At 41.4% G+C, this 13,267-nt stretch carries 12 protein-coding genes and 1 tRNA gene; 10 read left to right on the top strand and 3 right to left on the bottom strand.

Annotation, left to right across the window (positions count from 1 at the left end; genetic code table 11):
* Positions 1-16 precede the first annotated feature (16 nt).
* The 3 genes from gatD to PAN07_RS15485 form a co-directional block, all read right to left on the bottom strand.
* Positions 17-799: a lipid II isoglutaminyl synthase subunit GatD gene (gene gatD / locus PAN07_RS15495; RefSeq protein ID WP_000263159.1), complete on the bottom strand. Its 783-nt coding sequence runs from the start codon at positions 797-799 to the stop codon at positions 17-19.
* Positions 799-2,142 (bottom strand): lipid II isoglutaminyl synthase subunit MurT, encoded by a 1,344-nt coding sequence (murT, locus tag PAN07_RS15490; protein ID WP_084863032.1) that lies wholly within the window; start codon positions 2,140-2,142, stop codon positions 799-801. Before murT ends, gatD begins: the two co-directional genes overlap by 1 nt.
* Before the next feature lie 213 nt (positions 2,143-2,355).
* Entirely contained in the window at positions 2,356-3,672 is a 1,317-nt protein-coding gene (locus PAN07_RS15485) for an FAD-containing oxidoreductase (protein ID WP_269798283.1), read from the bottom strand.
* Between the two features lie 329 nt (positions 3,673-4,001).
* On the opposite strand from PAN07_RS15485, the gene PAN07_RS15480 reads away from it, so the two are divergent.
* From PAN07_RS15480 to PAN07_RS15435, 10 genes are all read left to right on the top strand, one after another.
* The gene (locus tag PAN07_RS15480) at positions 4,002-5,576 is read left to right on the top strand and encodes a DEAD/DEAH box helicase (RefSeq protein WP_061589876.1); all 1,575 of its coding nucleotides are present in this window, start codon (positions 4,002-4,004) and stop codon (positions 5,574-5,576) included.
* 255 nt (positions 5,577-5,831) lie between these two features.
* Complete coding sequence (gene codY / locus PAN07_RS15475) at positions 5,832-6,620, top strand: GTP-sensing pleiotropic transcriptional regulator CodY (RefSeq protein ID WP_000940738.1); 789 nt, start codon at positions 5,832-5,834, stop codon at positions 6,618-6,620.
* Positions 6,620-7,195 (top strand): isochorismatase family cysteine hydrolase, encoded by a 576-nt coding sequence (locus PAN07_RS15470; protein WP_084863037.1) that lies wholly within the window; start codon positions 6,620-6,622, stop codon positions 7,193-7,195. Before codY ends, PAN07_RS15470 begins: the two co-directional genes overlap by 1 nt.
* Positions 7,196-7,275: 80 nt before the next feature.
* Positions 7,276-7,361, top strand: a tRNA-Leu gene (locus tag PAN07_RS15465).
* 135 nt (positions 7,362-7,496) lie between these two features.
* Positions 7,497-8,774: an ABC transporter permease gene (locus PAN07_RS15460; RefSeq protein WP_084863039.1), complete on the top strand. Its 1,278-nt coding sequence runs from the start codon at positions 7,497-7,499 to the stop codon at positions 8,772-8,774.
* A gap of 12 nt (positions 8,775-8,786) precedes the next feature.
* Positions 8,787-9,434 (top strand): ABC transporter ATP-binding subunit Vex2, encoded by a 648-nt coding sequence (vex2, locus tag PAN07_RS15455; RefSeq protein ID WP_049531391.1) that lies wholly within the window; start codon positions 8,787-8,789, stop codon positions 9,432-9,434.
* Positions 9,435-9,499: 65 nt separating this feature from the next.
* Complete coding sequence (gene vex3, locus PAN07_RS15450; protein WP_223330709.1) at positions 9,500-10,879, top strand: ABC transporter permease subunit Vex3; 1,380 nt, start codon at positions 9,500-9,502, stop codon at positions 10,877-10,879.
* Positions 10,880-11,020: 141 nt separating this feature from the next.
* Positions 11,021-11,677 (top strand): response regulator transcription factor VncR, encoded by a 657-nt coding sequence (gene vncR / locus PAN07_RS15445; protein WP_004269838.1) that lies wholly within the window; start codon positions 11,021-11,023, stop codon positions 11,675-11,677.
* Entirely contained in the window at positions 11,674-13,002 is a 1,329-nt protein-coding gene (gene vncS / locus PAN07_RS15440; protein ID WP_269798282.1) for a sensor histidine kinase VncS, read from the top strand. Before vncR ends, vncS begins: the two co-directional genes overlap by 4 nt.
* Positions 13,003-13,142: 140 nt before the next feature.
* Positions 13,143-13,267 (top strand): class II fructose-bisphosphate aldolase (locus tag PAN07_RS15435; RefSeq protein WP_269798295.1); only part of this gene is annotated, 125 nt, incomplete at its 3' end.

The raw sequence follows: 13,267 nt of genomic DNA, 5'->3' as shown, positions 1-13,267 counted from the left end.
TATAGTTTTCCTTGGTTTAAGAAAAGTCAGCCTTGCTTTTGACGTCGCTGTATTCTTCAGCGATTTCTTGACTGAGGATGTCCTCATAGGCAGGGAGTTGGATGTCCTGACCGTATTTCTTCTTGAGGGCAGTAGTGACTAGGCGATAGGCCAGATTGGCATTACGAGAGAGGATAGGCCCGTGGAAGTAGGAACCAAAGACATTCTTATAATGAACCCCTTCGCCGACCTTTTCTTCGTTGTTTCCATTTCCATAGACAACCTGTCCCAGCGGTTTTTGGTCATCAGAAAGGAAAGTACGGCCTTGGTGATTTTCAAAGCCATAGTAGGTTTCATCGAAATCTTCATTATGAATCTTGATGTCACCGATAAAGCGGTTATTGGTCTGGTTTAGGGTATAATGGCCCATGACACCGAGCCCTTCGATACGTTTACCTGAAGCTTCAATATAATATTGGCCCAATAGTTGGAAACCACCGCAGATAGCGAGAACCACACCGTCGTTTTGGATGTAGTTGTCAATGCTCTCTTTTTTAGCAGGTAGGTCGTCTGCAATAATACTTTGTTCAAAGTCTTGACCGCCACCGAAAAAGGCAATGTCGTAGTGATTTTCATCAAAATCATCATGCAGTGAAACGATGTCAACCGTCACATGGGCCCCTAGTTTTTCAGCCACATACTTGAGCATGAGGATATTTCCATTGTCCCCGTAGGTATTCATGAGGTTTCCATAGAGGTGAGCAATGTTGAGCTGATAAGGGTAATTGCCAGCTTTTGAGGAAAGTGAAGTATAAACCATTAGTTCATCTCCTTTCTAACAATCTGACGACTAGCCAGCAGTTCGCGGAATTCAAGCATAGCAGTATAGGTAGCTAGAATATAAGCATGCTTGCAGTCTTGGTTCTCAATGGTCTTAAGAACTTGTTCTAGACTACTTGTTTCAGTGATTTTATCAGCTGGATAGCCTGTTACTCGTAGACGACGAGCGATTTCAGAATGGCGAACACCGCCAGCGTTGATTTCAGGGATGTCCATCTCAGTGATTTGTTCAAAATCAGCATCCCAGATCCAGCTGGTATCAATTCCATCTGCATAGTTGGCATTTAGGAGAACAGATAGACTAAATGGATAAGGTGCTAGTTTAATCATTTCGATAGCTTGAGTTGCACCGACTGGATTTTTAATCAAGACGAGCGTGCATTCCTTGTCACCGATATGGAAGGTTTCTTGGCGTCCAAAGACTGCACGGCTCTTATCAAATCCTTGCTTGATTAGTTGTGAATCTGCACCAAGGAAACGGGCGATGGAAACCGCTGCTAGGGCGTTGTAGATATTGTAGAGACCACCGATTTGAATACCGTATTCTTGTCCGTCAATGACAAAGCTAGAGCGATTGTTGGTTAACTCAACCAGTTCTGTCAAGCGATAGTCGAGATCAGGACGTTTACATCCACAGTCTTCACAGATATAGGCACCCAAGTTTGCATAGGTATTATGCTCATATTTGAGGATGCCTTGGCAGTCAGGACAGAGAATCCCTTCTGTATTATAGTGAGCCAGCTGTGCTGGGCCTTTCTCCAAGTCAAAACCAAAATACTGTACAGGATTTGGAATAGCTGGCTTATAGAAAAGTGGACTGTCTCCATTAAGAAGAACAGTGGCAGTAGGCACCTTACGAATAGCATCCAAAATCATCTTGTAAGTTGTGTAAATCTCACCATAGCGGTCCATTTGGTCACGGAAAATGTTAGTGATGACAAAAAGGCTTGGCCGGATATAGTCACAGATACGAGATAGACTGGCTTCGTCGATTTCTAGGACGGCAATATTTTTCCCAGTTTTAGAAGATTTGGCTGTTAAGAAGGTTGTCGCAATTCCTGTAATCATGTTGGCACCGCTTGGGTTGGTCAGAACTTGACCATAAACCTCTTTTAAAATGCCGACAGTGAGAGCAGTTGTCAAGGTTTTTCCGTTGGTTCCAGTCACCACGACAATCTCGTAGTTCTTAGCTAGGTTTTGTAAAATATCTTTATCAAATTGAAGGGCAAGTTTTCCTGGAAGCGTACTTCCACGGCCAAGACGGCTTAAAATGAAGTGGGAAGAACGCCCAGCAAGAAGGCCCAAAGTAGTTTTTAATTTCATGTTTCTATTATATCATAAAAGAAGGAAAAGACAGATTTGATACTCAATGAAAATCAAAGAGCAAACTAGGAAGCTAGCCGCAGGTTGCTCAAAGCACCGCTTTGAGGTTGCAGATAAAGCTGACGTGGTTTGAATTTGATTTTCGAAGAGTATGAGATTTCGCAGAAATGAAAACAGCCCTCAGAGGGCTGTTCGATACGATTAAATCTCAACTTAAATCGCAAACAAGTCATTCAAGTTCTCAGCCAAGGTTGGGTGAGTGAAGATTTGTTTTGTGAAGTAAGTGTAAGGAATCTTGTTGTCCATAGCAACAGTGATGATGTTGATAATTTCTTGAGAACCTTCTGAGAAGATGCTTGCTCCAAGAATTTCTTTTGTTTCAGTATTAACTACAGCTTTGAAAGCTCCGCGAAGGTCTCCGTTTACGTGACCACGAGGCATGGCTGCAACAGGAATTTCCTTAACGGCGTATGGAAGTTTCAAATCAGCTGCTTGGTTTTCAGTCAAACCAACTTGTGAAAGCGCAGGTGTGATAAACATGGTGTTTGGTACATTGAGACGGTCTTCAAGTGTGTAGCTGCCATCTCCAGCAAGGTAGCTGTAAACAACACGGAAGTCATCAAGTGAAATGTAAGTAAATTGAAGTCCACCGTTGACATCCCCAACTGCAAAGACACCAGGAACGTTTGTTTGACAATGTTTGTCTACTTTAATAGCACCACGTTCAGTTAGTTCAATATCTGTATTTTCAAGTTGAAGTGGTTCTACATTTGGTTTGCGTCCAGTTGCGTAGAGAAGGGCATCGAAACGGTAAGTTTCGTTTTCAGTTACGACAAGCACTTGGTCACCGTCGTTTTTGATTTCAGTAGTACGAATATTTTGAAGCAATTCAATACCGTCTTCTTCCATGTATTGTTTAGCAAGAGCAGCGATTGAAGGTTCTGCACGAGGAAGGAAAGTATCCAAGGCATCTAGAACTGTAACCTTGCTTCCAAGTTTGTTGTAAAGACCAGCAAATTCAAGACCGATATTTCCGCCACCAAGGACTCCAAGTTTTTTAGGCAATTTGTCCAAGTTTTGGATACCTGTTGAGTCAAAGACGTTTTTGCTTGTAGCAAGTCCAGGGATTGGCAAGACGTTTGAAACAGCACCAGTGTTGATGACGATTGTTTCAGCAGTCAGTTCTTTCTTTTCATCACCAGCTTGGATTTCGATGACTTTATTTGAAAGGAAGTGAGCTTCCGCATCAAAGATATCCACGCCTGTACCAGCAACAGTCGCATAGTTTTTACCGTTGAGGCGGCCAGTAATCGTGTTTTTGGTAGCAATCACTTCTTCAAAAGACAAGTCCTTCTCAGCAGCAACTAGCAAAGTCTTAGTTGGGATACAACCGATGTTGATACAAGTTCCACCGTACATAGCTTTGCTACGTTCAATAAGGGCAACTTTTTTGCCAGCTGAAGCCAATTTACCAGCTAGTGTTTTACCAGCTTTACCAAATCCGATAACGATTAAATCATAAGTTAACATTTAGAGTTCCTCCTATTCGAATTTCATTCTAGCACAAGAAAAAAACTTTTGCACAATTCTGCTACGCTTTAAAAAAGTTTATGAAATAGTGTAAATTTCAGCCTTATTTTATCAGAAAAATCGTTTACATGACATTATCGAAGGATTGGGCTATCTTTTGCTTCTCTCTTGTGTTATACTAGATAGGTTGCAAAGAAAACAGTACTTTTCTTTTGTGGAAAAGAAGCAACACGATTTTATATCCAGTATATGAAAATACGTCATAAAAAGAAAAGTATAAACTAAGCCCTATAGGGTGGCTTCGCACCACCTTTAGAAAGAAGAATAACGTGAAATTTAATGAATTAAACTTGTCTGCTGATTTGCTAGCAGAGATTGAAAAAGCTGGATTTGTAGAAGCCAGCCCGATCCAAGAACAAACTATTCCCTTGGCTCTAGAAGGCAAGGACGTTATCGGTCAAGCTCAGACTGGTACAGGAAAAACTGCAGCCTTTGGCTTGCCAACCCTTGAAAAAATCCGTACAGAAGAAGCGACCATCCAAGCCTTGGTCATCGCTCCAACTCGTGAACTAGCTGTCCAAAGTCAAGAGGAACTCTTCCGCTTTGGCCGTAGTAAGGGAGTCAAAGTCCGCTCAGTATATGGCGGATCAAGCATTGAAAAACAAATTAAGGCTCTTAAATCTGGTGCTCATATCGTGGTGGGAACTCCAGGTCGTCTCTTGGACTTGATTAAACGCAAGGCCTTGAAATTACAAGATATTGAAACTCTTATACTTGATGAAGCGGATGAAATGCTCAACATGGGCTTCCTTGAAGATATTGAAGCTATCATCTCTCGTGTCCCTGAAAGCCGTCAAACTTTGCTTTTCTCAGCAACTATGCCAGATGCCATCAAACGTATCGGTGTTCAGTTTATGAAAGAACCTGAGCATGTGAAGATTGCTGCTAAGGAATTAACAACAGAATTGGTTGACCAGTACTATATTCGTGTTAAAGAACAAGAAAAATTTGATACCATGACCCGTCTTATGGATGTGGAACAGCCTGAGCTTGCTATCGTGTTTGGTCGTACAAAACGCCGTGTAGATGAATTGACTCGTGGTTTGAAAATCCGTGGCTTCCGTGCAGAAGGAATTCATGGAGACCTAGACCAAAACAAACGTCTTCGTGTCCTTCGTGACTTTAAAAATGGCAATCTTGATGTTTTGGTTGCGACAGACGTTGCAGCGCGTGGGTTGGATATTTCAGGTGTGACCCATGTCTATAACTACGATATTCCACAAGATCCTGAAAGTTATGTTCACCGTATCGGTCGTACAGGTCGTGCTGGTAAGTCAGGTCAGTCTATTACTTTCGTATCACCAAATGAAATGGGCTACCTCCAAATCATTGAAAACTTGACTAAGAAACGCATGAAAGGTCTCAAACCTGCAAGTGCAGAAGAAGCCTTCCAAGCTAAAAAACACGTAGCTCTCAAGAAAATCGAACGTGATTTTGCAGATGAGACTATCCGTGCCAACTTTGAGAAATTTGGTAAGGATGCTCGTAAGCTGGCTGCCGAATTTACTCCTGAAGAATTGGCAATGTATATCTTGAGTCTGACTGTTCAAGACCCAGATAGTCTTCCTGAAGTGGAGATTGCACGTGAAAAACCATTGCCATTTAAACCATCAGGTAATGGATTCGGTGGTAAAGGTAAGGGAGGTCGTCGTGGAGATGACCGTCGTGATAATCGCCGTGGAGACAACCGTCGTGGTGGTCGTCGTGATGATTTCAAAAAAGGAAGTCGTGGCAACGATCGTTTTGATAAGGAAAAACGTTACCGTAAAGATAATAAAAAACCACGCAATACTTCAAGCGAAAAGCAAACAGGCTTTGTTATTCGTAACAAGGGCGATAAATAAGAAAAAGCGGTTCAAAATGAATCGCTTTTTTATATAAGGAGACCGAATGGAAAAGAAAGATAAATAAAATAGATATATTATCTTCTTATAATATTATGATACACAAAAATAGGGGGCTTGTCAATAGAAAAGAAGCAATTTAATTAAAAATATTCTTGTTTTTTTAAATTGCAATTAAATAAGCAATTTTCAGATAATAATTGAAAATTCAAGCTGTTTATGTTATAATGATAGCGATTATATTCGAGGTGAAAAATGGCACATTTATTAGAAAAAACTAGAAAAATTACTTCTATCCTGAAGCGCTCAGAGGAGCAGTTGCAGGAAGAACTTCCCTACAATGCAATTACCCGTCAATTGGCAGATATTATTGACTGTAACGCCTGTATCGTTAATAGCAAGGGACGTCTCCTTGGCTATTTTATGCGTTACAAAACCAATACAGATCGTGTAGAGCAATTCTTCCAAACTAAAATTTTCCCAGATGACTACATTCAAGGTGCGAACATGATTTACGATACAGAAGCCAATCTGACAGTTGATCATGATTTAAGTATTTTTCCTGTGGAAAGTCGTGCCGACTTTCCAGATGGTTTGACGACTATTGCACCGATTCATGTATCAGGGATTCGTCTTGGTTCTTTGATTATTTGGCGCAATGATAAAAAATTCGAAGACGAGGATTTGATTCTTGTTGAGATTGCGAGTACCGTTGTTGGAATTCAACTCCTCAACTTCCAGCGTGAAGAAGATGAGAAAAATATTCGCCGCCGTACTGCTGTTACCATGGCGGTTAATACCCTTTCTTATTCAGAACTCCGTGCTGTTTCAGCAATTTTAGGGGAATTAAATGGAAATGAAGGCCAGTTAACTGCGTCTGTGATTGCAGACCGTATCGGTATTACCCGTTCTGTGATTGTCAATGCTCTTCGTAAGCTTGAGTCTGCGGGAATTATTGAAAGTCGCTCACTTGGAATGAAGGGAACCTATCTTAAGGTCTTGATTTCAGATATTTTTGAAGAAGTGAAGAAAAGAGATTACTAATGATTAAGGCTTTAATTTCGATTGATTATACAGAAGATTTTGTTGCTGATAGTGGGAAGCTGACAGCAGGTGCTCCAGCTCAGGCAATTTCGGATGCCATCAGCAAGGTAACTCGATTAGCTTTTGAACGCGGAGATTACATCTTCTTTACAATAGATGCTCATGAAGAAAACGATTGTTTCCATCCAGAAAGCAAGCTGTTTCCTCCTCACAATTTGATTGGGACTAGTGGACGGAATTTATACGGAGATTTGGGGACCTTTTATCAAGAGCATGGTTCAGACAGTCGTGTCTTTTGGATGGATAAACGCCATTACTCAGCTTTTTCAGGGACTGACCTGGATATCCGTTTGAGAGAGCGTCGAATTTCTACAGTTATTTTAACCGGAGTTTTGACGGATATCTGTGTCCTGCATACAGCTATAGATGCCTATAATCTAGGATATGACATCGAGATTGTTAAACCAGCTGTTGCTTCCATCTGGCCTGAAAATCATCAATTTGCCCTAGGTCATTTTAAAAACACACTTGGAGCTAAGTTAGTAGATGAAAATCTAAATGAACTTTCTGAGTAATTTGGTTGATGAAATGAAAAAAATTGAAAAAAAGTGTTGACAAGCATCCTAAAAGTTGATATACTAGTAAAGTAATCGACGCGGGGATGGCGGAATTGGCAGACGCGCAGGACTAAGGATCCTGTGACCGCTTTAGGTCGTGAGGGTTCAAGTCCCTCTCTCCGCATAGGATAAGAGTTAGCTTAGGCTAGCTCTTTTTTATCTAATTCAAGTAGAGCAAAAAATTTTTGCTCTTTTTTTGTATTTCATAAACATTTCATATTTGGATTTTATAATAGTCTTACAAATATGGAGGTGACAAATGAATCCGATCCAAAGAGCTTGGGCTTATGTCAGCAGAAAACGACTGAGAAGTTTTATTTTATTTCTGATTTTATTGGTCCTATTGGCTGGAATTTCAGCCTGTTTGACTCTGATGAAGTCCAACAAAACAGTTGAAACCAATCTTTACAAATCACTCAATACCTCTTTTTCTATTAAGAAGATAGAAAATGGTCAGACATTCAAGTTGTCAGACCTAGCATCTGTAAGCAAGATTAAGGGACTGGAAAATGTTTCTCCTGAACTCGAGACGGTCGCAAAACTAAAAGACAAGGAAGCAGTGAGTGGCGAGCAGAGCGTGGAACGTGATGATTTGTCCGCTGCGGATAAGAATTTGGTTAGCTTAACAGCTCTTGAAGATTCATCTAAGGATGTCACCTTTACCAGCTCGGCTTTCAACTTAAAAGAAGGGCGACATCTTCAAAAAGGGGATTCCAAGAAAATCCTAATCCACGAAGAGTTGGCTAAGAAGAATAGTCTTTCGCTTCATGACAAGTTTCGCTTGGATGCTGGTCAGTCAGAAGCTGGCAAAGGGCAAACAGTGGAGTTTGAGATTGTCGGCATCTTTTCTGGTAAAAAACAAGAGAAATTTACAGGCTTGTCTTCTGACTTCAGTGAAAACCAAGTCTTTACAGACTATGAAAGTAGCCAAAGCCTTTTGGGTAATGGTGAATCTCTAGTCAGTGCAGCTCGCTTCTATGTAGAAAATCCTAAGGAAATGGACGGACTCATGAAGCAGGTAGAAAACTTGTCTTTGGAAAATCAAGGCTATCAAGTCGAAAAGGAAAACAAGGCTTTTGAACAAATCAAAGACTCAGTGGCAACCTTCCAAACCTTCCTAACCATCTTCCTTTATGGGATGTTGATAGCAGGAGCTGGATCCTTAATTTTAGTCTTGTCTCTCTGGTTGAGGGAAAGGGTCTACGAAGTGGGAATCCTTCTGGCACTTGGAAAAGGTAAGAGCTCGATCTTCCTACAATTCTGTTTAGAGGTAGTTTTGGTATCTCTTGGTGCTTTGCTTCCAGCATTTGTTGCAGGAAACGCAATCACATCTTACCTACTCCAAACTCTATTAGCAAGTGGAGATCAGGCAAGCTTACAAGACACGCTAGCCAAAGCAAGCAGTCTATCAACCAGCATCCTATCTTTTGCAGAATCCTATGTTTTTCTAGTTCTGCTTAGTTGCTTATCTGTAGCCCTTTGTTTCCTATTCTTATTTAGAAAATCGCCTAAAGAAATTTTATCATCTATTAGTTAAGAAGGAGAAATCATGACTTTATTACAATTACAAGATGTTACCTACCGTTATAAGAACACTGCTGAAGCAGTCCTATATCAGATCAATTATAATTTTGAACCCGGGAAATTTTACAGTATTATTGGTGAGTCAGGAGCAGGAAAATCCACACTCTTGTCCCTACTTGCTGGTCTAGATAGTCCTGTTGAGGGTTCTATCCTTTTTCAAGGAGAGGACATTCGTAAGAAGGGCTATTCTTACCATCGCATGCACCATATTTCCCTGGTCTTCCAAAATTATAACTTGATAGATTATCTTTCTCCACTGGAAAATATCCGCTTGGTCAATAAAAAGGCAAGTAAGGATACACTTCTTGAACTTGGTTTAGATGAAAGTCAGATCAAGCGGAATGTTCTCCAGTTATCAGGTGGTCAACAGCAACGTGTTGCCATTGCTCGTAGTTTGGTATCAGAAGCTCCAGTTATTCTAGCGGATGAGCCAACGGGAAATCTGGACCCTAAAACTGCTGGAGATATTGTCGAACTGCTCAAATCACTTGCCCAGAAAACAGGTAAATGTGTCATCGTCGTAACTCACAGCAAAGAAGTGGCACAAGCATCAGATATTACACTTGAATTGAAGGATAAGAAACTGACTGAAACTCGCAATACTATGAAATAATACGAAATAATATGAGCTTTTTCTGTTAGAACTATAAAATAGAACAACATCTAGAAAGGGAACCTATGTTACACAACGCATTTGCCTATGTTACAAGGAAGTTTTTCAAATCGATTGTCATCTTCCTGATTATTCTCCTCATGGCGAGCTTGAGTTTGGTCGGCTTGTCGATCAAGGGAGCTACTGCCAAGGCTTCTCAGGAGACCTTTAAAAATATCACCAACAGCTTCTCCATGCAAATCAATCGTCGCGTCAATCAAGGAACGCCACGTGGTGCTGGGAATATCAAGGGTGAAGATATCAAAAAAATCACCGAAAACAAGGCCATTGAGTCTTATGTGAAACGCATCAACGCTATTGGGGATTTGACTGGCTATGAACTCATCGAAACGCCAGAAACCAAGAAAAATCTGACACCTGACCGTGCCAAACATTTTGGAAGTAGCTTGATGATTACAGGTGTCAATGACTCCTCTAAAGAAGACAAGTTTGTCTCTGGTTCTTATAAGCTGGTCGAAGGTGAGCACCTAACCAACGATGACAAGGACAAGATCCTCCTGCACAAGGACTTGGCAGCCAAACACGGCTGGAAAGTAGGGGACAAGGTCAAACTAGACTCTAATATCTACGATGCAGACAATGAAAAAGGAGCCAAGGAAACAGTCGAAGTGACAATCAAGGGACTCTTTGATGGTCACAATAAGTCTGCAGTAACCTATTCACAAGAACTCTATGAAAACACAGCTATCACAGACATACATACGGCCGCTAAGTTATATGGATACACAGAAGACACAGCCATTTATGGGGATGCAACCTTCTTTGTAACAGCGGACAAGAACTTGGATGATGTTATGAAAGAGTTGAATGGCATCAGTGGTATCAACTGGAAGAGCTATACACTCGTTAAGAGCTCATCTAACTACCCAGCTCTTGAGCAATCCATTTCTGGTATGTACAAGATGGCCAATCTCCTCTTCTGGGGTAGCTTGAGCTTCTCAGTTCTTCTCCTTGCCCTCTTGCTTAGCCTTTGGATCAATGCCCGTCGCAAGGAAGTGGGAATTCTCCTCTCTATCGGTCTCAAGCAGGCAAGTATCTTGGGTCAATTCATCACCGAATCCATCTTGATTGCCATCCCTGCTCTTGTTTCTGCTTACTTTCTAGCCAACTACACAGCGCGTGCAATCGGAAATACTGTTCTTGCCAACGTCACTTCAGGTGTTGCTAAGCAGGCTAGCAAGGCTGCTCAAGCCTCTAACCTTGGTGGTGGTGCAGAAGTAGATGGCTTTAGTAAGACTTTGTCGAGCCTAGATATTTCTATTCAGACATCAGATTTTATCATCGTCTTTGTCCTTGCCTTGGTTCTAGTGGTTCTCGTTATGGCGCTTGCTTCAAGCAATCTCCTTAGAAAACAACCAAAAGAGCTTCTGCTGGATAGCGAATAACAAACTTGCTACCTATTCTCCCCTAAATGGGGTATAATATAGGTAGCATTTTTATCTATTTTATCTTGATAAGGCCTCTTTCTTTCAGGATGAACTTGAGATGATTTACAAGAAATTTAAAGGAATGTGAAACGTTTTTTTATGAAAATTTTAATTGTAGAAGATGAAGAGATGATCCGTGAGGGGGTCAGTGACTATTTGACGGATTGCGGTTATGAAATCATTGAGGCGGCAGACGGGGAGGAAGCCTTAGAAAAATTTTCCAGCTATGAAGTAGCCTTGGTTTTACTAGATATCCAGATGCCCAAGCTCAATGGCCTAGAAGTCCTAGCTGAGATTCGTAAAACCAGCCAGGTCCCTGTCTTGATGTTGACCGCTTTTCAGGATGAGGAATACAAGATGAGTGCTTTTGCTTCTCTGGCAGATGGCTATCTGGAAAAACCTTTTTCTCTCTCCCTCTTAAAAGTGAGGGTGGATGCGATTTTCAAGAGATACTACGATACGGGACGAATCTTCTCCTATAAGGATACCCAAGTGGACTTTGAGAGCTACAGTGCCAGTCTAGCAGGAGAGGAAGTAGCCATCAATGCCAAAGAGTTGGAAATTCTGGACTATCTGGTAAAAAATGAAGGACGGGCCTTGACCCGATCTCAGATAATCGATGCCGTCTGGAAAGCGACAGATGAGGTTCCCTTTGACCGAGTCATTGATGTTTATATCAAGGAACTGCGGAAAAAGCTAGACCTAGACTGCATCCTCACTGTGCGCAATGTTGGTTATAAATTGGAGCGAAAATGAAACGAACAGGTTTATTTACAAAGATATTCATCTACACCTTCTCGACTTTTAGTGTTCTGGTCATTTGTCTTCATTTAGCTATTTATTTTCTTTTTCCTTCGACTTATCTGAGTCATCGTCAGGAAACCATTGGCCAGAAAGCGACAGCCATTGCCCAGTCCCTAGAAGGAAAGGATAGGCAGAGTATCGAGCAAGTCTTAGACTTGTATTCCCAGACTAGTGATATCAAGGGGGCTGTCAAGGGAGAAATGACCGAGGACAAGTTAGAAGTAAAGGACAGCCTTCCTCTGGATACAGACCGCCAGACAACCTCTCTCTTTATCGAGGAGCGCGAGGTGAAAACGCAAGATGGTAGTACCATGACTCTGCAATTTTTAGCTTCCGTGGATTTGCAAAAGGAAGCGGAGCAAATCAGTCTCCAATTTCTCCCCTACACCTTGCTGACATCCTTTCTAATTTCTCTCTTGGTGGCCTATATTTATGCACGGACTATTGTTGCACCGATTTTGGAAATCAAGCAAGTAACCCGTCGGATGATGGAGCTAGATGCCCAAGTGCGTTTGCGCGTGGATTCTAAGGACGAAATTGGTGATCTCAAGGAACAAATCAATAGCCTCTACCAACATCTTTTGACTGTCATTGCGGACTTGCATGACAAGAATGAAGCCATTCTCCAGCTGGAAAAGATGAAGGTTGAATTCCTACGGGGCGCTTCTCATGAATTGAAGACACCTCTGGCAAGTCTCAAAATCTTGATTGAAAATATGCAGGAAAATATTGGTCGTTATAAGGATAGAGACTACTATCTGGGAGTTGCCTTGGGGATTGTGGATGAGCTCAATCATCACGTTCTCCAGATACTTTCTCTCTCGTCTGTACAGGAATTACGAGATGATAGGGAAAAAATTGACCTGCTCCAGATGACGCAAAGTCTAGTCAAGGATTATGCCTTGCTAGCCAAGGAAAGAGAGCTTCAGATTGATAATAGCTTGTCCCATCAGCAGGCTTATCTAAACCCATCTGTCATGAAGTTGATTTTGTCTAACCTCATCAGTAATGCTATCAAGCACTCCGTTCCAGGCGGCTTAGTTAGCATTGGAGAAAGAGAAGGTGAACTTTTTATAGAAAATAGCTGTAGCTCAGAAGAACAAGAAAAACTAGCCCAGTCTTTTTCTGATAATGCTAGTCGTAAGGCCAAGGGGTCGGGGATGGGGCTCTTTGTGGTCAAAAGTCTATTAGAACATGAAAAATTAGCTTATCGTTTTGAAATGCAGGAGAATCGTTTGACCTTCTTCATAGCTTTTCCAAAAGCCGCCCAAGACTAGGAATAGAAAGGGTTTACATAGATGAAGCTAGAAGAAATTCAATCGAAACTGCGGGAAAAACTAGATTTTTTTATCAAAAAGTGATAAAATGAACAATGTAAATGGGATGACCCATAAAAATATACAGGAGGCCTGATAAAATGGCAATCGTTTCAGCAGAAAAATTTGTCCAAGCAGCTCGTGACAACGGTTATGCAGTTGGTGGATTTAACACAAACAACCTTGAGTGGACTCAAGCTATCTTGCGCGCAGCAGAAGCTAAAAA

It is taken from the genome of Streptococcus sp. SM5 (assembly GCF_027497975.1).
Note: the sequence above shows the minus strand (reverse complement) of the source record. Positions and strands in the feature narration are given on the sequence as shown.